At 37.2% G+C, this 23,670-nt stretch carries 22 protein-coding genes; 11 read left to right on the top strand and 11 right to left on the bottom strand.

Annotation, left to right across the window (positions count from 1 at the left end; translation table 11 throughout):
- Positions 1-70 precede the first annotated feature (70 nt).
- The 3 genes from secA to OK18_RS07125 all read right to left on the bottom strand — a co-directional run bounded on the left by secA (position 71) and on the right by OK18_RS07125 (position 4,654).
- The gene (gene secA, locus OK18_RS07135) at positions 71-3,145 is read right to left on the bottom strand and encodes a preprotein translocase subunit SecA (protein WP_053327564.1); all 3,075 of its coding nucleotides are present in this window, start codon (positions 3,143-3,145) and stop codon (positions 71-73) included.
- 123 nt (positions 3,146-3,268) lie between these two features.
- Positions 3,269-3,490, bottom strand: a complete 222-nt coding sequence (locus OK18_RS07130) for a DUF2795 domain-containing protein (protein ID WP_002662059.1) — start codon at positions 3,488-3,490, stop codon at positions 3,269-3,271.
- A gap of 135 nt (positions 3,491-3,625) precedes the next feature.
- Positions 3,626-4,654, bottom strand: a complete 1,029-nt coding sequence (locus OK18_RS07125) for a GDP-mannose 4,6-dehydratase (protein ID WP_053327563.1) — start codon at positions 4,652-4,654, stop codon at positions 3,626-3,628.
- 89 nt (positions 4,655-4,743) lie between these two features.
- On the opposite strand from OK18_RS07125, the gene OK18_RS07120 reads away from it, so the two are divergent.
- Positions 4,744-5,547: a DUF2797 domain-containing protein gene (locus OK18_RS07120; protein ID WP_050021828.1), complete on the top strand. Its 804-nt coding sequence runs from the start codon at positions 4,744-4,746 to the stop codon at positions 5,545-5,547.
- A gap of 31 nt (positions 5,548-5,578) precedes the next feature.
- Positions 5,579-8,233 (top strand): AsmA family protein, encoded by a 2,655-nt coding sequence (locus tag OK18_RS07115; protein ID WP_053327562.1) that lies wholly within the window; start codon positions 5,579-5,581, stop codon positions 8,231-8,233.
- Between the two features lie 110 nt (positions 8,234-8,343).
- On the opposite strand, the gene OK18_RS07110 is transcribed toward OK18_RS07115, so the two are convergent.
- Complete coding sequence (locus tag OK18_RS07110; protein WP_050021905.1) at positions 8,344-8,694, bottom strand: hypothetical protein; 351 nt, start codon at positions 8,692-8,694, stop codon at positions 8,344-8,346.
- 146 nt (positions 8,695-8,840) lie between these two features.
- Between OK18_RS07110 and OK18_RS07105 the strand changes: the two genes are divergently transcribed.
- Complete coding sequence (locus OK18_RS07105; protein WP_228377706.1) at positions 8,841-9,062, top strand: hypothetical protein; 222 nt, start codon at positions 8,841-8,843, stop codon at positions 9,060-9,062.
- 122 nt (positions 9,063-9,184) lie between these two features.
- Positions 9,185-10,231 (top strand): PA0069 family radical SAM protein, encoded by a 1,047-nt coding sequence (locus tag OK18_RS07100; protein ID WP_053327561.1) that lies wholly within the window; start codon positions 9,185-9,187, stop codon positions 10,229-10,231.
- A 64-nt stretch (positions 10,232-10,295) separates the two neighbouring features.
- Here the strand turns inward: OK18_RS07100 and OK18_RS21445 are convergent, their stop codons facing one another.
- Positions 10,296-10,457, bottom strand: coding sequence for a bacteriocin-like protein (locus OK18_RS21445; protein WP_167336353.1), 162 nt, complete (start codon positions 10,455-10,457; stop codon positions 10,296-10,298).
- A 225-nt stretch (positions 10,458-10,682) separates the two neighbouring features.
- Here OK18_RS21445 and OK18_RS07095 point away from each other — a divergent pair, with 225 nt between their 5' ends.
- Positions 10,683-10,961, top strand: a complete 279-nt coding sequence (locus OK18_RS07095) for a hypothetical protein (protein ID WP_156173237.1) — start codon at positions 10,683-10,685, stop codon at positions 10,959-10,961.
- 46 nt (positions 10,962-11,007) lie between these two features.
- Here OK18_RS07095 and OK18_RS07090 read toward each other — a convergent pair whose 3' ends face one another.
- Complete coding sequence (locus OK18_RS07090; protein WP_053327559.1) at positions 11,008-11,958, bottom strand: isopenicillin N synthase family dioxygenase; 951 nt, start codon at positions 11,956-11,958, stop codon at positions 11,008-11,010.
- A gap of 84 nt (positions 11,959-12,042) precedes the next feature.
- On the opposite strand from OK18_RS07090, the gene menD reads away from it, so the two are divergent.
- Positions 12,043-13,719, top strand: coding sequence for a 2-succinyl-5-enolpyruvyl-6-hydroxy-3-cyclohexene-1-carboxylic-acid synthase (gene menD / locus OK18_RS07085; protein ID WP_053327558.1), 1,677 nt, complete (start codon positions 12,043-12,045; stop codon positions 13,717-13,719).
- On the opposite strand, the gene OK18_RS07080 is transcribed toward menD, so the two are convergent.
- Both OK18_RS07080 and OK18_RS07075 read right to left on the bottom strand, forming a co-directional pair.
- A complete protein-coding gene (locus OK18_RS07080; protein ID WP_050021833.1) occupies positions 13,716-14,342 on the bottom strand; it encodes an aminotransferase class IV in 627 nt (208 codons plus the stop codon). The genes menD and OK18_RS07080 overlap by 4 nt on opposite strands.
- Positions 14,326-15,303 carry an aminodeoxychorismate synthase component I gene (locus OK18_RS07075; protein WP_053327557.1) on the bottom strand — a complete coding sequence of 326 codons (978 nt, stop codon included), beginning with the start codon at positions 15,301-15,303 and terminating at the stop codon, positions 14,326-14,328. The genes OK18_RS07080 and OK18_RS07075 overlap by 17 nt, the downstream gene beginning before the upstream one ends.
- Before the next feature lie 47 nt (positions 15,304-15,350).
- Here OK18_RS07075 and OK18_RS07070 point away from each other — a divergent pair, with 47 nt between their 5' ends.
- The 4 genes from OK18_RS07070 (at position 15,351) to OK18_RS07055 (ending at position 18,223) form a co-directional block, all read left to right on the top strand.
- The gene (locus tag OK18_RS07070; protein WP_053327556.1) at positions 15,351-16,073 is read left to right on the top strand and encodes a hypothetical protein; all 723 of its coding nucleotides are present in this window, start codon (positions 15,351-15,353) and stop codon (positions 16,071-16,073) included.
- A gap of 72 nt (positions 16,074-16,145) precedes the next feature.
- Positions 16,146-16,877 (top strand): beta-carotene 15,15'-monooxygenase, encoded by a 732-nt coding sequence (locus tag OK18_RS07065; RefSeq protein ID WP_050021834.1) that lies wholly within the window; start codon positions 16,146-16,148, stop codon positions 16,875-16,877.
- Positions 16,878-16,891: 14 nt separating this feature from the next.
- Positions 16,892-17,971, top strand: coding sequence for an AI-2E family transporter (locus tag OK18_RS07060; protein WP_082129257.1), 1,080 nt, complete (start codon positions 16,892-16,894; stop codon positions 17,969-17,971).
- Positions 17,972-17,992: 21 nt separating this feature from the next.
- Positions 17,993-18,223 carry a DUF3820 family protein gene (locus OK18_RS07055; protein WP_053329312.1) on the top strand — a complete coding sequence of 77 codons (231 nt, stop codon included), beginning with the start codon at positions 17,993-17,995 and terminating at the stop codon, positions 18,221-18,223.
- A gap of 74 nt (positions 18,224-18,297) precedes the next feature.
- Here OK18_RS07055 and uvrB read toward each other — a convergent pair whose 3' ends face one another.
- The 3 genes from uvrB to OK18_RS07040 all read right to left on the bottom strand — a co-directional run bounded on the left by uvrB (position 18,298) and on the right by OK18_RS07040 (position 22,301).
- Complete coding sequence (gene uvrB / locus OK18_RS07050) at positions 18,298-20,289, bottom strand: excinuclease ABC subunit UvrB (RefSeq protein ID WP_050021836.1); 1,992 nt, start codon at positions 20,287-20,289, stop codon at positions 18,298-18,300.
- 213 nt (positions 20,290-20,502) lie between these two features.
- Positions 20,503-21,933 (bottom strand): M56 family metallopeptidase, encoded by a 1,431-nt coding sequence (locus tag OK18_RS07045; RefSeq protein ID WP_053327555.1) that lies wholly within the window; start codon positions 21,931-21,933, stop codon positions 20,503-20,505.
- Positions 21,930-22,301, bottom strand: coding sequence for a BlaI/MecI/CopY family transcriptional regulator (locus tag OK18_RS07040; protein WP_050021838.1), 372 nt, complete (start codon positions 22,299-22,301; stop codon positions 21,930-21,932). Before OK18_RS07040 ends, OK18_RS07045 begins: the two co-directional genes overlap by 4 nt.
- Before the next feature lie 105 nt (positions 22,302-22,406).
- Between OK18_RS07040 and OK18_RS07035 the strand changes: the two genes are divergently transcribed.
- Positions 22,407-23,624, top strand: a complete 1,218-nt coding sequence (locus tag OK18_RS07035) for a PQQ-dependent sugar dehydrogenase (RefSeq protein ID WP_050021839.1) — start codon at positions 22,407-22,409, stop codon at positions 23,622-23,624.
- Positions 23,625-23,670 lie beyond the last annotated feature (46 nt).

Raw genomic sequence — 23,670 nt, 5'->3', positions numbered from 1 at the left:
TACAATAGATAACAAAAAACCGCTACCATTAGTAATGGCGCGGTTTTCTTATATTATTATTAATAATTCCTTATGAAGGGATTTCTCCTTTGTATAGGAACGAAATAATTTCTTTGTTCATTTTATCAATCATTTCACTGAATAGATGGAAAGACTCCTGTTTGTAAATTACCAATGGATCTTTCTGCTCGTAAACGGCTCCCTGTGAAGATCTTCTCAGATCATCCATTTCACGGAGGTGAAGCTTCCAGTTCTCATCAATGATAGACAGGGTAATGTTCTTTTCAAAATCATTCACCAGGCTTTCACATTTCGTTTCATAGGCTTCTTTTAAATCAGCTACGATAGTCATTGTCTTGTGCCCGTCAGTGAAAGGAACCTGAATCATCTTAAACATTGAACCCTGATTTTGATATACGTTCTCAATGATTGGGAACGATTTTTCTTTCAACAGGTTCAGTTTCATTTGATAATCCTCCTGGGCAGCTTTGAATAGGATATTTGTTAAATCCTGAACAGATTTACCTTTGAAATCTTCTTCGGAAACCGGAGACTCCATCGTAAAGGTTTTGATAATATCATATTCGAAATCTTTATAACTTCCGTTGGCTTTTCCTTTTGCTACGATAGAGTTGGCAACATCGAAAATCATATTCGTAATATCATACTTCAAATGATCTCCGAATAGGGCATTTCTTCTTCTCTTATAGATCACATCACGTTGTTTGTTCATAACGTCATCATACTCAAGAAGTCTTTTTCTTGTTCCGAAGTTGTTTTCCTCTACTTTTTTCTGAGCTCTTTCAATAGACTTGCTGATCATGGAGTGCTGAATAACCTCGCCTTCCTTATGACCCATTCTGTCCATCATTTTAGCAATTCTTTCAGATCCGAAGAGACGCATCAGGTTATCTTCCAGAGATACATAGAACTGGGAACTTCCCGGATCTCCCTGACGTCCTGCTCTACCTCTCAGCTGTCTGTCAACACGTCTTGAATCATGTCTCTCAGTACCAATGATGGCTAAGCCTCCTGCATCTTTAACCTCTTTTGAAAGCTTAATATCTGTACCACGACCAGCCATGTTGGTAGCAATAGTTACCACTCCCGGCTGTCCTGCACCGGCAACGATTTCTGCTTCTTTTTTGTGAAGCTTAGCGTTCAATACCTGGTGCGGAATTTTTCTTAATTGTAATGCTTTGGAAAGCAATTGAGAGATTTCAACCGAAGTGGTCCCTACAAGTACCGGTCTTCCGGCTGCTGTTAACCTTTCAACTTCTTCAATTACGGCATTATATTTTTCTCTGTTAGTCTTATAAACTAAATCCTGTTTGTCCTGTCTTAAGATAGGGCGGTTTGTTGGAATTACAACAACGTCTAATTTATAGATTTCCCAAAGCTCACCTGCCTCTGTTTCTGCAGTACCGGTCATTCCCGCAAGTTTGTTGTACATACGGAAATAGTTCTGAAGCGTAATGGTTGCAAAAGTTTGGGTAGCTGCCTCAATCTTCACATTTTCCTTAGCTTCAATTGCCTGGTGAAGACCATCCGAATAACGACGTCCCTCCATGATACGTCCCGTCTGCTCATCAACGATTTTTACTTCACCATCAATTACTACATACTCATCATCTTTTTCAAATAATGTGTAAGCTTTCAGTAGCTGGCTCATTGTGTGAACCCTTTCTGACTTTTCAGCAAATTCAGCGAAAAGCCTTTCTTTTGCTTCAAATTCCTCTTCTTTAGATAAGTTCTTAGCCTCCAGTTCTGCAATTTCAGTTCCGATATCCGGAAGCACGAAGAAGTTTGGATCAGAATTTCCCTGAGACATGTATTCAACACCTTTGTCTGTAAGGTCTACCTGATTGTTCTTTTCTTCAATCACGAAGTAAAGATCCTTATCTACAATCGGCATATCACGGTTGTTATCCTGCATGTACTGCGCTTCCACTTTCTGAAGCAATGCTCTGTTTCCGCTTTCCGATAAAAATTTAATTAATTGTCTGTTTTTTGGAAGTCCCCTGTACGCCTGAAGTAATTTAAAACCACCTTCTTTGGTGTTTCCGGCAGCGATTAGTTTTTTGGCTTCATTAAAAATAGTAGAAACCGTTTTCTTCTGTACTTCAACAATTCTGTCGATAGAAGGTTTCAGGACATCAAACTCCTGTCTGTCTCCCTGGGGAACCGGACCAGAGATGATCAGTGGTGTTCTTGCATCATCTACCAATACAGAATCCACCTCATCCACAATGGCAAAGTTCAGTTCTCTTTGTACCAGTTCTGAAGGTGAAGTCACCATATTATCTCTCAGGTAATCGAAACCGAATTCGTTGTTGGTCCCGTAGGTAATATCTGAGTTATATGCTTTTCTTCTTCCGTCTGAATTCGGCTGGTGGTTGTCGATACAATCAATAGACATTCCGTGGAACTGATAAAGAGGTCCCATCCATGCCGAGTCTCTTTTGGCAAGGTAATCATTCACAGTTACCACGTGAACTCCTCTTCCCGGAAGAGAATTTAAGTAAATAGGCAATGTTCCTACCAGAGTTTTACCTTCACCGGTTGCCATTTCGGCAATTTTACCGCTGTGAAGAATAATCCCCCCGATAAACTGAACATCATAGTGGACCATGTCCCAAACTACAGGAGTTCCGGCTGCGTCCCATGAGTTTTTCCAAACAGCTTGGTCTCCCTGAATTTCTACGAAGTCTTTTCCTGCAGCTACCAACTCTCTATCCCAGTCAGTTGCTGTTACCCGGATTTCTCCATTCTGTGCCCATCTTCTTGCTGTTTCTTTCACTAATGCAAAAGCTTCAGGAAGGAGCTGAACCAGGACTTTTTCTTCAATCTCGTATGATTCTTTCTTTAAAGACTCAATTTTTGAGAAAAGAGCTTCTTTTTCATCAACGTTAGTTGAATTTTTAATCTGCTCTTTTATCTGTTCTATCTGAGCTGTAATCTTGCTGGTTGCAGATTTTATATTCTCTTTAAACTCAGCCGTCTTTTGTCTCAAACCGTCATCCGATAATTGTTGGATGTCAGGTTCTACAGCTTTGATTTTTGTTACAACTTTTTTTACTTCTTTTAGGTCCTGCGCTTTTTTGTCTCCCAAAAACCCTTTAAGAACTTTGTTTAAAAAACTCATAAATTTTTTGCTTTATGCTTAATGCAAATGCTTTAAGCGTTTAAATGACACGCTTATCGTGTAAATTAATATATAAAAAGGGCAAAAAAGCTCTAAGCATGCAGCTTAAAGCTTATCGCTTTATTAATATTCATCCTCGTTCCAAAGGAAGTCCTCGTCAGTAGGATAGTCACTCCAAACTTCCTCAATAGATTCATAAATTTCTCCTTCATCTTCAATTGCCTGAAGGTTTTCCACTACTTCCATTGGTGCACCAGTTCTGATTGCGTAGTCAATAAGCTCTGCTTTTGTCATTGGCCAAGGTGCGTCACTTAGATATGAAGCTAATTCTAATGTCCAGTACATAATTTTCTAATTTTTTGCAAAAGTATAAAAATAGGTTGTATAATAAACTTTTTTATACTTGATTTTCAATTCTTTTTATAATTTTTTTCTTATAAATGTCTGTCACAGCTGCATGGCAGTATGTCAGTATTTTACTTAATGACGTTTTCTCAAAAACCATTCCACAAATTTTTTTATGCCATTTTGGAAGTCTGTGCCCGGCTGATACCCTATTAAAGCCTTCGCTTTGGTAATATCTGCATTAGTTTTTGTGACATCTCCCGGCTGCATTGGCAGAATTTTTTTGGTGGCTGCCATCCCCAGCGCTTCTTCAATGGCAGTTACCATTTCATTTAAGGTGACCACCTGGTTTTCTCCTAAATTAAGAATTTCATACACCCCGGAATGATTTTCCAGGTAAACAATAGATTTAACGATACCATCAATAATATCATCAATATAAGTATAATCCCGGGCTGTATTGCCATCTCCATAAAAAGGAATTTCCCGGGCGTCTGAAATAAGACGGGTAAACTTATGTATCGCAAGGTCCGGTCTTTGTCTGGGCCCGTATACGGTGAAAAAACGGAGCTGAATCATATCAATGTGATACAGCTCATGATAGACATGTCCTAATATTTCCCCGCTTTTTTTAGTGGCCGCATAAGGGGAAATAGGATGGTCTACATTATCGGTTTCCGAAAAAGGAATTTTTTCATTGTTTCCATAAACACTTGATGACGAGGCACAAATGAATTTTTTAATATTAAAATCACGGCATAATTCCCAAAGGTTCATTGAACCACGGACATTAACCTCTTCATATTCCAAAGGCCTTTCAATAGAAGGGCGCACCCCGGCAAGGGCAGCCAGGTGGATGACCATATCAATATGATGATTTTTAAAAATGCTTTCAAGCCCCTTTTTGTCTCTGATATCCTGGTAGTAAAGAGTATATTTTTCCGATGAGGAAAGTGAAATTAAATGCCGTATATCAGTCTCTTTACCGGAAAACTCAAAATCCGGATTTACACCAATTGACTCTAATGTATTTTTAATTTTAATCTGATAATCATAGAAATCATCAAAATTGTCAATGTTTATGACAGAATGTCCATTTCTTAATAATTTTTCAATTAAATGAGAACCAATGAATCCGCTGCCTCCTGTTACAAGGTAAATCATCTGTGATTTTTTATTAGTACAAAAATATAAATTTTACGTTTTGAAAATATAATCATTAAATTTACTTAAAAAAGTAATATAAAATTAATATGCAGTTTCAAGGGCAAATTTTAAAAATGACGAGCTACGATGCGAAGCCGATTCAATACTATCTTAATCTTTCAGGTGATCTGATCCACATGAATGAACTTTTTGGAAAGGAGCTAAGCATAAAGCATATAGGGTTTCAATGTGTAAACTGCGGGGAGGATAAACCTGTTTACAGGATGGGCTTCTGCAAAAATTGTTTTTTTGAAAGCCCGTATGCCAGTGACACAATTATCCGTCCGGAACTTTCTACTGCACACCTGGGAGTTGCTGAACGTGACCTTGAAGTGGAAAAAGAAATTCAGCTTCAGCCTCACACTGTTTATCTGGCTTATACGGGAGACGTAAAAGTAGGAGTGACCAGAAACACCCAGATTCCTACCAGATGGATTGATCAGGGAGCAACTTTTGCCCTGCCGATCGCCAGGACAGACAATCGTTATGAGGCTGGAATGATAGAAGTCGCCTTAAAGAATCATTTGCCTGATAAAACCAATTGGAGGAAAATGCTTCAGGATGATTTTGAAGGAGAAATAGATCTTGCGGATTTCAGACAAAAGATTAAGGAATATTTCCCTGAAGATTTCCAAAAATTCTACAGAGATGGAGAAGATTTATGGATGTTTGATTATCCTTTTGAAAAACCGGAAAAAGTAACTTCTTTTAGCTTGGACAAAAAACCCGAGTTTAAGGGGAGGCTTACCGGAATCAAAGGACAGTATTTGGGATTTGAAGGCGGAAACTTCATTAATGTAAGGGGACATGAAGGATACCTTATTGAATTGGAAGTAAAAAATAAATCCTAATATATATCACCAATAAAACCAGATCACAAATATGAAAAAATGGGTTAAAAAACTATTAATAGGGTTCGGGATTTTTGCTGTTCTTCTTCTTATTGCAAATTTCGGACTGAATTTATGGCTTAAAACCCAGCTTCCTGATTATATTAAGAATCATTCGGATTATAAAGTATCCTATAAAACACTGGATATAGATCTGGGAACCGGAAATATTTTTGCTACAGGGATCGCTGTCAATAACAAAGATCCTCAAAATAACAATGTTATAGGACTTCAAGGCACCATTGATACTCTGAAAATTAGCCGGTTGGGTATTTATGATGCTGTTTTCAACAAAAAAATAAGCTCTTCTGACCTCTTGCTGGCAAGACCCCGTCTGAATGTAACCCTGGCTAAACCTGTTGATCGCAAAACAGGCAAAAAAAGAAATCCCGTTTTATTTGAAAACATCAGGATCAGCAACGGAACAGTTACTATTTTCAGGCATACCAGACAGAAATTTTTATCAGTACAGGAACTGGATTTATTAGTTGAAAACCTACAGATGACCGAGGAATCTGTAGAGAATAAATTACCGGTTGTTTTTGACCACTACAGTATTAAAGGTAAAAACTTTTTCTTTCGTCCGGATAATGTATATGCAATAACTATAGGATCTATACATACAACAAACGGACAGATGTCGGTTGTAAATTTTAAGTTGGTTCCACTTTTATCTTTTGCCCGGTTTAAAAAATTCTATCCCCAAAAAGCCAGATTGTTTGAATTCTCCATTCCCAGGATGGATTTTAAAGATATTGTTTTAAATAAAAATAAGGTATCCCTTGCCAATGTCGACTTTAAAAGTCCTGTTCTTACCGTTTACAATACCGGAATCAAAGCAAAAAAAACAGAAAAAAAATCTGATTTTGAGGTCAATCTTGAAAATGTAAAATTGAACAACGCCGTAGTATACATTAATAAGCCGGATGGAAACAGGCTCTTGTCAGCAGCACATCTTAATTTGAATATTAATAAACTGATGTTCAACAAAGACACTTCTGAACGGGTCATTCCTATCGGATATAAGGACTTCACATTTTCAGGAAAAGATATTGTGTATACCGATCACCAGAATATCAATATTGGAAGCATCGCCCTAAAACCAACAAACGGTGAACTCAGGGATATTTCACTTACACCGGGAAACTCTGCGGATGGGAAAACCAATATGGGTATAAAATCCGATCATATTGCCTTTCATGTCAATAAACTGGATTTTATTGATAAAAAACTGATGCTGGATGTCAAAGATCTTCTTATAGAAAATGTAAACGGAACACTCCATGGAAGGGAAGATAAACCTGATGTTTCTAAAAATCCGGGTATTATTCATTCCCTGATCGTGAGAAAAGCTTCTTTAAAAAACTCGAATATTACCTATGATAAAGGAAAACAACCTCTATCTTTTCATGATCTGAATGCTACGTTTAATGATATTGAGCTTATTCCCGGGCCAAATGGAAAGGGGGTTTCCTTCCAGGTTAAAAATTATTTTCTCACCACCCGTAATTTTGCTTATAAAACCCGGTTTTACAATATTAACCTTGGCCTGCTGAAACTTAACAAAAACAGGATTCAGGCTAATAATTTTGCCATGAAGCCGCTCGTTTCGAGGGCGCAGTTTATCAAAATGATACCTGTTGAAAGAGATTTATATGATTTAAAGGCAGGACAGATCACTGCAGAAGGAAACTGGGAGCTGTTTTCTCAGCATAAATTTGTTAACGCTTCGCATGTGACCATCCAATCTGCAGATGCTAATATTTTCAGGAGTAAAATTCCCAAGGATGATCCTAAAATAAAAGCCCTGTACTCGAAAATGCTCAGGTCTGTTAAAATTCCGCTGACTATTGCGGATATGGATCTAAAGAATTCAATCCTGGTATATGAAGAAGACACTCCCGAAAGTATGGGCCCTGGAAAACTGACATTCAGCAACTTTAATATGAACGTCAAAAACCTGAATTCTGCCAAGACGAAAGGAAAACCTACAAAAGTTGATATTAAAATCAACTGCTCGTTTATGAACCTGGCCCCCCTTTCTGTAAACTGGAATTTTGATGTGGCAGATCAAAATGATGTTTTTGCTATTTCGGGAAGAATTGCTGGACTTCCGGCGAAAGGAATTAACCCTTTTATCCGTCCTTATCTGCATGTGACTGCTACAGAAGGGACAATTCAGGAACTGTTGTTTAATTTTAAAGGAAATCCGGCAGGATTGCACGGAACATTCAATATGAAGCATAAAGACCTGAAAATTGCTGTTTTAAATAAAAATAACCATGAAAAGAAGGGCCTTTTAACTGCCGTGGTGAATGTTTTTCTTAAATCGGATTCAGGAAGTTTTCCCGAATCTGTAACGGTGGAAAATGTTGAGCGTGACCCTACAAAATCATTTTTTAACCTGTTCTGGAAAGGAATTGAACAAGGTTTAAAGAAAACGCTGATTGGCGCTAATGTGGAAAAAACAGAGAAGAAAGTGAAAAATGCTGTTTCCTCTGTAAAAGAAATGAAAGAATCTGTCAGGGAAATAAAGCAGGAAATAAAAAATAAGACTACGACGTCACCGTCGCGGGAGAGTAAAAAAGAGAAAAAGGGATTTCTGAAGGGGCTCTTTAAAAAGAAAAAAGATTCGGCTACAGAATAAATTTTAAACCATTAAGCGTTCTAACGGGCTGCTCTAATCAATTGGCGTGAAAAATTTTTTAGTTAAAACGGTCTTAATGGTTTAAAAATATATTTAGTCAGGTGCGCTATCTAAAAATTAAATTCGTCACTTTCAAGAATGGGAATTTCTCTTAAAAATTTGTCAAATTCTTCACCAGGATAATTGCTGTCTGCTCCGTAAGAATCGATGATCATTCCACGATTTCCGGCATCGTCTTTTACCACATAAAGTACAGCATTATCATCAGGATTACTATCCCCCTCAAAACGATAGGTCTTTAAAATTGTGAGTTCATTGGGCTTATAAATTTTGTCAGAATTTTCAAACTTCATTTCACAACTTTCATTCATCCTGAATTCTCTATGAATACCTCTTTCGGAAAGGGTTTTCATGACCTGGCTTAAGGTGGTCATTCTGTCTATGTTTTCTGGATTTTCCATAATAATATTTTTTACAGATAAGTACAATAATTAAACCATACCCTTCCTGATATGAGAAAAATAAAGGATTATAATTTCTTTAAAAATAAAGTTGAATGTTAACAAAATTTATAATTCGGCAACTTCAGATAGGTATACTTTTTGCAATGGTAATAATAATAAATCAGGAAAATATGAAAAAAGAAGTTGGAGTTTTACTGGCAGGAGGAGTTGGTCTTTTGGCAGTATTGAGTTTAATAGGAATTAAGAAGATTTTGACTAAAAAAGATAAAAAATATAGTGATACCTATTCGGATTATCACAGACACTTTGATCAAACAAACCACGACGATGAAACTCACGGAGTGGAATTTTACGCGCTGAAGTAGTAAGAAAATATATTTAATTATGTTTAAATCCAACGCTTTTGAAGGTGTTGGATTTTTTTGTGGAAAACTTTAGTGTTAAAACTTATTATTTTATAAAAATTCCACTCTAATTTTACATCAGAATGGCAAACGAAAATTTCATAAAAGGTCAGGGAGCTCAGCGAAACGTTATCAACCGTTTCGACAGGTATACCTATGAGCCTGATGATGAAGATTTCGAAACCGTGAAAACCTCTTTTACGGAGGTTTTTCCGAAAACCATTGTCAACCAGGTGAAGAGCGAAGATCTTCCTATGGAATATTCTATGAATCCGTACCAGGGATGCGAACATGGTTGTTCTTATTGCTTTGCAAGGCCTACCCATGAATACTGGGGCTATAGTGCGGGAATTGATTTTGAAAGAAAAATCATGGTGAAAAAAAATGCACCTGAGCTTCTCGAAAAATTTTTTCAAAAAAGAGGATATAAAGCAGCTCCGATTTTACTCTCCGGAAATACGGACTGCTATCAGCCCGCAGAAAGACAATTTGAAATTACCAGAAAATTACTGCAGCTTTGTCTTGACTACAGACATCCTGTCAATGTCCTGACCAAAAATGCACTGGTGTTAAGGGATATTGATATTTTAAAACCTATGGCAGAACAGAACCTGGTATCAGTATCGCTAAGTATTCCCACAATCAATGAAGAGCTTAGAAGAAAGATGGAGCCCAGAACAAGCTCTGCTTCCAACAAATTGAAAGCTATAGAAATTCTTTCTGAAAATAAAATTCCTGTCCATGTTATGGTAGCTCCTATCATTCCTGGATTAAATAGTGATGAACCGCTGACAATATTGAAAACGATTTCTGATGCAGGAGCATTGAGCTTTGGCTATACACTGGTAAGGCTTAATGATACGGTGGAACCTGTATTTGTCAATTGGATTGAAGCTCACTTTCCGGACAGAGCCCAGAAAGTATTGAATCTGATTCGTTCTATGCGTGGCGGAAAACTGGGGGATAAAAGATATTTTGAAAGACAAAAGGGAGAAGGAAACATTGCTGAAATGGTTCATACTACTTTTAAAATTGGCAGAAAGAAGTTTTTTGAAGGAAAGGAATTTCCCAAACTTTCAACTGCAAATTTTACGGGAAGCCGGGATCAGCAACTAAGGCTTTTTGATTAAGTAATTAATAAAAAATGAGGCCATATCAAGTGATGCGGCCTCATGTATTTCATTTTGAGTCGTTTTACATATCATTGCTTATGTCCGGACATTTAAAATCGTCACTGCAGCCTGCACAAATTAATGTACCATTACAATAATACATACAGAATTCAGCTCCCGGAAGTTCTGTGCCTCCGGAAATACCTTTTAATTGGTCTTTTCTTAGTTTTTTTAAATTTTTCATATTGTTTTAATTAAAAAATTGATAGTAAAGTAAAATTAACTAAATATTTTAATTAATATAGAATTAATATGTTAAAAATAAAAAATAATAAAGAATAGGGGGATATATTGCTATTTAAAAGTGATTTTATTAATTAAGTATTTGATTAATAGTTAAATAAATGTTATTTTTAAACAGGCATATCTGAAAAGGCCTATGAGTAAAAAAAAACAAACATTAAAAGCTATGAAAAATTTCAAAAGACTTTCCAGAGAAGAAAAAAAGAGGACCGTAGCAGGAGATATAGGGCCTGCCTATTGTTTTGAGGGAGAGGGGCCGGGCACAGGGGGCTGTTCTGCCGGGTATATTTGTTCAGGAGGACAATGTGTTCCTTACGTAGAGAATCCGGGAACCGGAGGAGGTAGTCCGGGAAGTGGAGGTGGAGATATGTATACCTGCATATGTCCATGGGGAACTTTTACACAATCTACACCTTGTCCGCAGTATTATTGCATAATGGCGTAATGAATAGAAAAATAGTCAGTAATTCAATTACTGACTATTGTTATAATTACTTTTTAATCAAGCCTAGTTCTATCAGCCTTTCATGTAAGAATTCTCCTGCTGTTGTATCTTCGTACAATTTTGGATTGTTTTCGTCAACACAGTTGTCAAGAGCATTTAAAGACATGCCACTGATGGGATGCATAAAGAAAGGGATTGAATATCTTGATGTACTCCACAACTCTCTTGGAGGGTTCACCACTCTGTGGATCGTAGACTTCAATTTATTGTTGGTATGTCTTGATAACATATCTCCAACATTGATCATCAGCTCATCCGGCTCTGCAATAGCATCAATCCATTCCCCGTTGTGGTTCTGGACCTGGAGGCCTTTACCTTGTGCTCCCATTAAAAGGGTAATCAGGTTGATATCTCCGTGTGCTGCTGCTCTTACTGCATCATCCGGCTCTTCTGTGATAGGTGGATAATGAATAGGTCTTAAGATAGAATTTCCTTCTGCAATTTTGTCATCAAAATAAAATTCATCTAAACCAAGGTGAAGGGCCAGTGCCCTCAAAACATACTGCCCTGTTTTTTCGAGCATTTGAAAGGCTTCTTTTCCTACTTCGTTGAATTTCGGAAGTTCTTCAACGATTACATTGTCAGGATACTCTGTTTTGTATTTGGAATCTTCAGACAGATATTGTCCGAAGTGCCAGAACTCTTTTAAGTCCCCTTTTTTGAAACCTTTTGCGGTTTCTTTACCAAATCCTACATACCCTCTCTGGCCACCAATTCCTGGAATCTCATACTTTTGTTTAGTTTCCACAGGCAGCTCAAAAAAGTTTTTAACCTCTCCATACAGTTCATCTACTAGTTGGTCATCAAGAAAATGGCCTTTTAAAGCTACAAAGCCAATTTCTTCATAAGCTTTTCCGATTTCATTTACAAATTTCTGTTTGCGTTCCGGGTTGCCCGAAAGGAAATCACGCAGGTCTACACTAGGTATTTTATCCATTTATAGAAATTTACGAGTAGCAAAATTACATTTTTTTTAAATTAAATGATTTTAAAATCATTATTTATAAGTTAAATTTGCTGTATGAAAAAATATTCTTCTAAGAGAAGTATCCAAATACTTGCACATCTTCTTCAGCAGTACGGAATAGAAGATGTTGTGATCTCCCCGGGATCAAGAAATGCCCCTTTGGCGATTCACTTTTCAGAAGTGGATGGCTTTAACTGCTTCAGCATTGTAGATGAAAGAAGTGCAGCTTTCGTAGCGATGGGAATGGCAAAAAGTGAGAAAAAACCTGTTGCCATTACCTGTACAAGCGGTTCCGCTGTGGTTAACTATTACCCTGCGGTCACAGAAGCATTTTATCAGAATATTCCACTTTTAGTGTTAACGGCTGACAGGCCAACGGATTTCGTGGATATATTTGACGGGCAGACAATCAGGCAGAAGGATGTATTTCATCAGCACTCTTATGGTGATTTCCAACTGCTGGAAGACAGTAAGGAAGGAGCAGAAGATATTAATTTCGACACGATTAAAAAAGCGATCGAACTTTGTTTTGAAAAGCAGGGGCCGGTCCATATCAATATACCGCTGGAAGAACCTTTATATGAACTGGTTTCTGAGCTTCCGCCTTTTCCTACCGTTGAAAAAACCATCAGGCATAAAGAATATGAAATTCCATCCAACCTGGTTGCAGAATGGAATACTTCTCAGAGAATCATGCTGCTGGTCGGAACAAGGGATTACAGCCCCGAACTGGAAAATCAATTGACTCAGCTGGTAAAAAACCACTCTGTAGTGGTATTAAGTGAAGTGAATTCCAATTTATACCACGAGAAATTTTTCAGGCATATTGATCGTTATATCTTTAATTTTACCGAAGAAGATTATAAAACATATGCCCCGGACCTTTTGATTACGGTAGGACAAAATGTGGTTTCCAAAAAAGTAAAACAATTTTTAAGAAATGCACGTCCGAAGCAACATTGGCATTTGGATGAGGTATGGCAGCCTGATACGTATTTTTCTTTAACGGAAAAGATTGAAGTGAAACCTGAGGTCTTTTTTTCTAAATTATTGAAATATATTAATCTTGAACCAAGGCCTTATTTCAACCTTTGGGATGTTTTAAGGGATAAAAAAGATGCAAAGCATGAACAGTTTCTAAATACGGTTGAGTTTTCAGATTTTTATTTCTTCAATAAAGCTTCACAGACCATTCCTGAAAATTACAATATCCATTTTGCCAATTCTTCTGCTATCAGATATGCACAATTGTTTGATTTCGGTAAAAGAAGAATGTATTGCAACAGGGGAACAAGCGGAATTGACGGGTCTACTTCTACAGCAATGGGATTTGCGATTAAAAATGCGAATCCAACCTTGCTGATAACAGGGGATTTAAGTTTCTTTTATGACATTAACGGCCTTTGGAACCAATATATTCCTCCATTTGTACGGATTATGATTTTCAATAACGGAGAAGGAAATATCTTTAAGATTATTCCGGGACCCGGCAATGCCAATCCGAACACATTAGATGAGTTTATTGCGACAAAGCACCGCAAAACAGCAGAGTATTTGGCAAAACACTTTGGATTTTCTTACATTAAGGTGGAAGATGAGCTTACTCTGGACAGGGTTCTTGAGAATTTCTTTAAACCTGATGTGCTGCCTAAAATACTGGAAGTCAATACTTCCGGAAAGAATAGTGCTGATATCCAAAAGGCTTATTTTAACTTTATGAAAGAAAGCTAAAGGTCAAGATATTCTTCATTTCCCGGCAGATTGATTATTCTGTCAATAGGATAAATAAACATATCGTCGAAATCATTTAAAGCATTGATGATCTGAAAGTGGGAGAATTGCTTTATGTTCTGTAAGGTAATCTCAGTCTCTTTGATCTTTTTATGCTTTAAAAGATTTTGCCTCTGCACTCCGTTTAAAAGATAAGAGTTAGGCGTAAACCAATCTTTTCCCTTTAAAAACAAAAGGTTAGAAAAAGAAGTATCGGTGATGTGGTTATTTTTGACAATAATGATTTCTTCCGCTTTTGCCTTCATTTTCATTTTATCCAGTTCTTTGCGGTCTTCAAATTTGAAGGAGTAATCGAAGCTATTGTTTTCTACCAGCTGGAAATCGTTAATTTCAGGGATCGCATAGGGAATCATCTGGGTCCTGATTTTTTTATCAAGATCATAGGCGATTCTTAATTTGAAAAGACCGTCTTCATCATGCTGCAGGCTTTTGAATATTTTAGCAAGATCAATACTTCCTTCTTTTCCAAAGTGAGAGAACGTTTGATCTACACGTTTCTGATGCAGTTCCAATAAGAAAATTTCCTGGTCTTCTACCTTAATGCTTTCAATGAATTGGGACATAAATTTTGTTTTTCATTTCCTGATATTCGTCTTCTAATTTACTCATGTGGGTAATTCCGCCACCGCTTTTGAAATAAAGCTGATCTCCTTCTTTTTCAATAAAGCGTATCATCACACAGCTGTCGACATTTTTACCGTCAAACCAGCCGCAAACTCCTGTATAATAGCCTCTTTTATATCCTTCGGCCTCTAAAATGATCTCCAGTGTTTTGGGTTTTGGAGCTCCTAAAATAGAACCGGCAGGAAGTAATTTTTGCATAATGCTTCCTATTTTTCCATCAAATTCTGGTTTCAGCTTTCCTGTAATTTCAGAGCTCATGGCGTACAGATCTTTTTGTTGTGTCTTGATAAAATCGATGTGCTGAAATTTATCTACAGTCACCTCATCAGCCACCATACTCAGATCATTTCTGAGCAAGTCTACAACAGTATAATGTTCAGCCTTTTCTTTTTTATCATTTTTCAATACTTCTGCGGCGTTTTTCAGGGAGGCATCAATCGTTCCTTTCATTGGATAAGTTAAAATTTTACCGTCAATGATTTTTACAAAAGTTTCCGGAGAAAAAAATACAAAAAAATCTTTATAAAAAACTTTATATTTTGCAACAGAATGATAAAAAATTTCTTCCAGTGTTAAATTGGTTTCAATTTTGGTCTTCCGGGTATAATTTACCAGATAAGAATTACCCAACCGGATATTTTTTTGAACTTTGTCAAAGCCTGTTTTAAAACTTTCAAGGGTTTCAGGAAATGATTTCCATTCTATTTTTTTTGTGAGTTCAGGATGTTTTTTTATAGTGGAAAAGTGTTGAAAATCAATGATTAATCCTGATTGTTCAATTTCTTCCTTTCGGTATATTTCTACTTTCCCGGAAAGAAAGTCTACCATGAAAAAATAGGGAACCTTCTGAAGAGAAAGCTCATCCATTTCTATAAATTTTTGATGATTCACTGAAAACATTCGGCAAAAATAATTATTGATGTTTACTTTTGCATAAAATTTTTAAAATGCAGAGCAAATATCCTCAGAAACCGGGAATAGATTTTATATTGAAGCAGGCTTTTTTTTATTGGAATAAAACACTGGTTTTTCAGTTGATGTTTTCGATGGTCTTTTTTGGAATTTTCCTTACCTCTTTATTTTTCTTTGGTGCGAAATATGGAATTTGGGCACAAAGCCAGGAATTAACAGAAGCCCTTAAGCTGGGAACCAAAGCTTATATGGAAAAGATCACTGAGCTGAGCGCTACTGAAAATTATCAAATGTTTACCTATGCAGTATGGGGAACAACCGCTTTTCTGTATCCTTTAAATCTTGGGCTGTTTCAGATCTTCAGAAAAATAGATATGAATGAGAAAGTGGAGCTTGGAGATCTGTTTGTAGGGTACAATGGACTCAACTTTTTCAAATATCTGGGTTATTACGTGTTTTGGTTCCTGATCTATAGATTTACTATTCCGACTTTATTTCTGGCAGTAGTCTGGGTGGCGATGACGGTGTTTGTTGCGCCATTGATGTTCTTTGCCAATAAAAGGATTTTTGAAGCGATCTCCTTAAACCTGAAGGCGTTAAGGATGTATTTTATTGAGATAATGGTGTGTATAATCGTAGCCGTATTGTTCAAATATCTGGGGTTCACTTTGTTTTTTATTGGAGGTCTTTTTACCTTTCCTTTTTGGAATGCAGTGATTTATTCGCTTTATAAAACGGTTTTTTCAGAGAAATACTAAATTTTACCTTAGTTTAATATGTTTTTTTACCAAAAAAAGTTAAATTTGGTAAAATCATTAAATATTTAAACTATGTCTGAATTTAACGAATTTGATCAGCAAGGTTCTGTTCCCAACAGAGATACGGGATCGATTATTTCGCACGCTTTTGAAATGTATAAAGGGGTCTTTGGCTATGGTATCGTTGCTATGGTTATTTATCTTGTAGGAGGTTTTATTATCCAAACGGCTACGGGATTCAATTCAACGGCTATGGTGGAAGAGATGAGAACTTCCGGTGGAGACTTCAGCTACTGGAATGCTCCCGGATTTACAATGTATGCTACATTATCCAGCTTTTTCGGGCTTTTATTGGCGCCTTTATATGTGGGACTGATTTATATTGTAAATAAATTCAATACTAAAAACCAGATTGAGTTTTCCGATTTGTTTATTGGATATCGTCAGAATTTTGTTAATATTTTAATTTATAGTATCCTTTCGGGGATTATCTCCACAATTGCTTTGGCATTATGTGTGTTACCTATTGTTTTTGTGTATCCGTTTCTTTTAATCGGATATCCTATTTTACTTTTTGAAAATGCTTCCGCCACTGAGGCCTTAGGAAAATCCTTCAGCATTGCCAAGGAAAACTATGGTACATTTTTGCTAACCACTCTTCTGGGAGGCATTATATCTGTAGCCGGAGTAATTCTTTGTGGATTCGGTATAATTTTGACAGCTCCGTTTATTATGATTGTCATGTATTCTACTTATTGTGCTTATTTAGGAAAGCCGAGACAGATCATGTACAAGCAACCTTAGAATTTTAACAAATGATGAATAATAAAGACAAACATGTAAGCAGTGTTGTTATCAAACAGATTTCTTTGCTGGCCATTATCATAGTGCTTGCCGGACTGATCTGTTTTAACCTTTCATTGTTTATTCCTTCGGTTTTAGGGGCAATTACCATTTATGTTGTGTGCCGTAAGTATAATTTTTATTTACAGGAAGAGCGAAAATGGAAGCCTTCACTTGCTGCTTTTGCCCTGATGTTTGCCAGTCTTATTATTCTTATTTTGCCTATTTATTTTATTGCCGACCTGCTTATTGATAAACTTGGAAATGCACAGGCTTATATGGCTAAATTCAATGTGTTTCTTGATAAGATACATGCCTATATTTATTCAAAAACCAAGTTTGATATCCTCAGCCAGGAAAATATGAATAAGCTGAAGAATTCTGTAGGTAAGATTTCTACCTCAGCTCTCAGCGGGACATTCAATACATTAACCGTAGTGATATCCATGTATTTTATCCTTTATTTCATGCTGGAAAAACCACGGTTGTTTGAAAGGATCCTTACTTCTTCAGCTCCTTTAAAGAGGGCAAACATCTCTTTAATCGGCGATAAATTAAGAAAATTAATCATGGCCAATGCTATCGGAATCCCTGTTGTGGCAGTTGGTCAGGGGATAGTTGCCGTTATTGGTTATTTCATTTTTGGAGCACCGGGACCTGTTCTGCTTTTTGCACTCACGGCAGTATCCTCCGTGATTCCGGTGGTAGGAACCGCTATTGTGTATGTTCCCGTATGTATTTTTATGATTGCAGAAGGAAATACAGCACAGGGAATTGGCCTGGCAATTTATTGTGTGGTCGTGGTAGGGCTTACAGATAACCTGCTCCGTTTCACTCTTTTGAAGAAGCTGGAAAATATACATCCGTTGAATACGGTATTCGGGATTATTATGGGGATGAATCTTTTCGGATTTATGGGGCTTATTTTTGGGCCGATCTTAATCTCATTTACCCTTTTACTGATCCAGGTATACAGAAATGAGTTTTCTGATGAAAATGTGCCTCCTGATCTTGAGCTGCCTGTCCAGAATGACCTGAATGATAAATTAATTTAATTTTTTAAAAAATTGGAAGGAATAAACCCGGAAATATTAAAAGAGATTTGTATTGTTAAAATGCCTTTTGGTAAATACGAAGGAACAATTCTTGCCGATCTTCCGGTAAGTTATCTGGAGTGGTTCCTCCGGAATGGAGGAATGCCTAAAGGGAAATTAGGGATGCAGCTCTCAACAGTTTATGAGATCAAATTGAATGGTTTGGCAGATTTGCTTACACCAATCAGAGCCATGGTCAGAAATGGAAAATAAACAGAGATCAGTTACTATAAAAGTTTCGGCGGCATCGAAGATGCCGCCGAAACTTTATAGGTAAGGAAATGGAATTAGCTTTTCAAAGCTGCAATTTCATCCCTCAGCTTAGCTGCTTTTATAAAGTCGAGGTTTTTGGCTGCTGCTTCCATTTCTTTTTGTTTCGATGCAATCATCTTATCAATATCTTCACTGGCGTAGTTGGCTTTTGTTTCTGCAACCTTTTGAAGAATTTCTTTCTGGGTATATTTTTCATCAGGAAAATCTTTACTTCTCCCGACAAGGCTTTCGGATATCTTTTTATTAAGTGCCTGCGGTTTCAGACCATGCTCTTCGTTATATTGCATTTGCTTGGCACGGCGGTATTCTGTCTCATCTAAAGTAGCCTGCATAGACTTGGTGATTTTGTCTGCATACATAATGGCTTTCCCGTTGACATTCCTTGCTGCACGTCCCACCGTTTGAATCATGGATCTTCTGCTTCTCAGCATTCCTTCTTTGTCGGCATCTAAAATTGCTACCAATGAAACTTCCGGTAGGTCTAATCCTTCTCTTAGCAGGTTGACACCAATTAAAACATCAAAAAGTCCTAAACGTAAATCCTGCATAATCTGGATCCGTTCCAGGGTCTCTACATCGGAATGGATGTATCTCGTTCTGATTCCGAATTTGGTAAAGTACTTGGTAAGCTCTTCAGCCATTTTTTTGGTTAAAGTAGTGACCAGAACCCTTTCGTCAACATCCGCTCTCTTCTGGATCTCTTCCATTAAGTCATCAATTTGGTTTAATGTAGGTCGTACTTCAATAACAGGATCCAGAAGTCCCGTAGGACGGATGATCTGCTCAATATAGGCGCCTCCGGTTTTCTCAAGCTCATAATCGGCAGGCGTTGCAGAAACATAGATAACCTGATTCTGCATAGCCTCAAACTCTTCAAATTTCAGAGGTCTGTTATCCATTGCAGCAGGGAGTCTGAAGCCATATTCCACTAAGGATTCTTTCCTGCTCCGGTCTCCGCCGTACATGGCGTGTACCTGGGGTACTGTTACATGGCTTTCATCAATAACCATTAAAAAGTCTTTGGGAAAATAATCAATCAGGCAGAAAGGCCTTGTTCCGGGAAGCCTACCGTCCAGATATCTCGAATAGTTCTCAATTCCAGAGCAATAGCCAAGTTCTTTGATCATTTCAAGATCAAGTTCAGTTCTTTCCTGAAGCCTTTTAGCTTCCAGCGGCTTTCCAATAGAATTGAAAAAGTCGACCTGCTTTACCATATCATCCTGAATTTCCTTTATGGCACCGTTTAAGGTTTCCTTGGAAGTCACAAAAAGATTAGCCGGATAGATCTGGATCTGATCAAAATTACTATCTACGTTGCCGGTCACAGGATCAAAGCTTTGAATCTTTTCAATCTCATCACCAAAAAACTGGATCCTGATGGCGTTATCTGCATAGGCTGGGAACACATCAATTACATCTCCTTTTACACGGAAGGTACCTCTTTGAAACTCATTGAGTGTTCTGGCATAGAGCGCATTAACTAAAGAATGAAGCAATGCGGTCCTGGTCACTTTTTCACCGATTGCAATAGAAATTAACGACTTATGAAATTCAGTAGGATTTCCAATACCGTAAATACAGGATACAGACGCAACAATCAAGACATCTCTCCTTCCTGATAAAAGGCTGGCGGTGGCGGAAAGACGTAGCTTTTCAACTTCTTCGTTAATGCTCAGGTCTTTTTCAATATAAGTTCCGGTTGTTGCAATATAAGCTTCCGGCTGATAATAGTCGTAGTAACTGACAAAGTACTCAACCGCATTCTCAGGAAAGAATTCCTTGAACTCCATAAAAAGCTGGGCAGCCAGTGTCTTGTTATGGGCCAATACCAATGTTGGCCGTTGAACATTCTGCACCACATTGGCAACAGTAAAGGTTTTCCCTGAGCCTGTCACCCCGAGAAGAGTCTGGTATTTTTCACCGATTTCTATTCCCTTAGTCAATTTTTCGATTGCTTGAGGCTGATCTCCGGTAGGTTTATATTCTGATTGAAGCTTAAAATCCATAGAAAAGAATGTATACAACAAAAATACGAAAGAAATTATTAGACTTGATAAAGTTTTGAAGATGAATATTTTGATAAGAAAAATTTAACAGATTGCAGTTATAATACTGGCAGGTGAAGTCATTATCGTATTGCTCACAGAAAAATGTTAAGAAATGGAATAGAAAAAACGGAATTTACAGGCATAAAAAAAGCGCTGAAAAGCGCTTATCTATTATTTAAAATTCTCAAAGGTCATTGTTGCGGGAATCTTTAATGAAGTAGCTATTGCTTTGCCATTTTTAGTAGCAGGCTGCCAGGTTGTTTCATTGCTTATTGCTGTTATTGTTTTAAGATACTCTTTGTTGAAAACTTCGTCATTACCTGAAGTTGTTATTTGAGTTGCTTTACCTGTTTCATCAATTTGGATATACGCTGTTGAGGTAATTGTCCCTTTTAATGGATTTATTACCGCCATATCCATGGTGTTGCCTATTTTTTTTCGTAGCTCGGCATTTCCTCCCGGATATTTTGCTTCTACAAAGTCCTTTCCGTTGCCGGAATCTATTGTAGCGTTTGCTTTTGGTTCCTCTTTAATGGCTGTTTTAGGAGTAATCGTATCTGATACCATCTTCTGCTCTTCTTTCTTAAGGACTTCTGCTGTTGCGGGCTTAAGGACTGTTGACTTTTCATCACGAGCCGGTGATTCTGAACTTATCTCATGCGAAGTGCCTGTTTTAACAGGGTTTATTTGCTGAGAAGATATAGCAGAAGTGTTATGGTTGTTAAAAACAGACACTGAATTATTGGCGTATGTTTTTTCAGAAAATACAGCGATGGCTGCAATCAGTGAAGTAATTCCTGCGGTTTTCTTAAGCAGGCTGAATTTTGTTTTTTTTGTGGTCATCATAATAAATCGTTTTTTGGTATTGTTAAAATTAAAGGTATGGGTAAGCGGTAAGCTTTGAGTATTGATGATTTCGTCAAGAATAAGATTCTGATACTCCCTGATGCTGAATTGATTTTTCAAAACAGCTTCATCTGCCAGAAACTCATGGTTCGTAACAATAGTCTTTTTATATAAAAACAGAACGGGATTAAACCAGGTGAAAATCTTTAATACATCTATCAATATAAGATCAAGGCTATGTTTTTGGGAAATATGGCTTTTCTCATGGAGGAAAATTCTTGGGTCTATTTCATCTTCTTTAAGATAGGCTCTCCCTAAATAAATCGTATTCCAGAAGCTAAACGGAGAAAGATTTTCATTCGTTAACAGTACCCGTTGTCCTTTATAGATGATTGTATTTCCTTTTATTCTTATAATCTTCAGAACAGCAAATATGCTCCTGAGCAGGAAAAGCAAAGTTACAGCAGCGTATATAATCCATAGTACACTCATCCAGTGTAAACCTTCAGGTTCGTTATGGATAGCAATTATTTTTTGTGCCGTATCTTCAATGATGAGCTGCGGTCTGCTTATTTTCTCTTTCGGCAGTTGCAGGCTAATGCTAATAAACGGAATCAGATAAGAGAGTGCCAGCGAACCAAGTAAATAAAACCGGTTGAATCTATATATTCTTTCCTTTTCCAGAAACCAGTAATAAATGGCAATAAACAAAGAAGAACACAATATTATTTTTATGATAATGATAAGCATATTCATTCCTTTATTTGTTTATCAATGATATCACGAAGTTCTTTCAGCTGCTTCTGTGTAAGTTTTGAATTAGAGGTAAAGAATGAGGCAAACTGGGTTACCGAGCTGTTGAAAAAACGGTCAATCATGGAAGTCATTTCTTCCTTGAAATATTCTCCTTTTTCTACTTTTGGGTAGTATTCACGGGAATTTCCATAAAGTGTATAGCCTACTAAGTCCTTGTTTTGCATTCTTTTCAGTAAGGTGGCAATTGTGGTAGCTGCAGGCTTAGGGTCGGGGTAAGCCTCCAGGATATCCTTCATGAAAATATTTTTATTCTCCCAAAGGATTTCCATCAGTACTTTCTCGGCGTCGGTTAATTTGATATCTTTCATTCTACAGTTTTGTATTTTGTTCTACAAATGTAGAATAAAAATTGTATTGTACAAATTTTATGGCATTATTTTTCTATTTATCTTTATAACACTAATCATAATGTTATGAAAATCAATCAATTTTATATTGCAGCTGTGAGTGTCTTATTGATGTTATCATCATGTAAAGAAGGCCATGCCAATGCACAGCAGATAGGAAGTGACGGGAGTGTGGAAACCGAAAAACCAAATTCTGAATATCAGCCAGCCTTTAAGGGACAGACAAGAATTAAGGCTGTAAAAACAAAAACACCTTATAAAGTGGAAGTTTTGAATAAAGAACTCGGAAAGCCATGGGGAATTATTAATCTGCCGGACGGGAGATTTCTCATCACTGAAAAAACAGGATATATGAATGTGGTTTCCAAAGATGGAAAACAGGTTTCTAAAATTACCGGTTTTCCAAAAGTAGATGCAAAAGGGCAGGGAGGAATGCTGGATGTAGCGCTGGATCCTGATTTTAAAAACAATAATATTATTTACTTCAGTTTCTCAGAACCGTTTGGAAAAGGAAACCTGACTTCTGTAGCCAAGGGAACATTATCCCCTGATCTTAAAAGTATTTCCGGAATCAAGGTAATTTTCAGGGCAGAACCTTCTTATGATGGTGATAAGCATTATGGAAGCCGCCTGGTTTTTGATAAAGATCAGAATTTATATGTAAGTACGGGAGAAAGATCAGATAAAGTGACAAGAGTATATGCTCAGAAGACGGATAATTATTTAGGTAAAATTATGAAGATTACCAAAGAAGGTTTGCCGGCACCCGGAAATCCTTTTATTGGTAAACAGGGATATAAGCCGGAAATTTATGCCTATGGATTACGGAACCCGCAAGGATTGGCCCTGGATCCGCAAGGAAATCTCTGGGATGTTGAAATGGGTCCCAGAGGGGGTGATGAAATTAACCTTATCCGGCCGGGGAAAAATTACGGCTGGGGAGATGTGACATATGGTATTGAGTATTCAGGAGACCAGGTAGGACAAGGGATTACGCAGAAAGCGGGGACAGAGCAGCCGGTATACTATTGGGATCCCGTAATTTCTCCAAGCGGAATAACATTTTACACAGGGAATATTGACGAATGGAAAGGCAACCTGTTTATTGGATGCTTAAGTGGTGAACATATTGACCGGATTGTAATGAAGGATAATAAAGTGGTAGGGGAAGAGCGTCTTCTTGCCGATCAGAAAGAGCGTTTCAGGGATGTACTGGATGGCATGGATGGAAATCTCTACGCTGTAACAGATAGCGGAAAATTATATAGAATTTCAAAGAAATAAAAAAGGCCTGCTGAAAATTTTTCAGCAGGCCTTGTTATAAGGAAAC

The sequence above is a fragment of the Chryseobacterium gallinarum genome (genome assembly GCF_001021975.1).
GTDB lineage: Bacteria > Bacteroidota > Bacteroidia > Flavobacteriales > Weeksellaceae > Chryseobacterium > Chryseobacterium gallinarum.
This window is presented reverse-complemented; position numbering and strand designations above follow the sequence as displayed.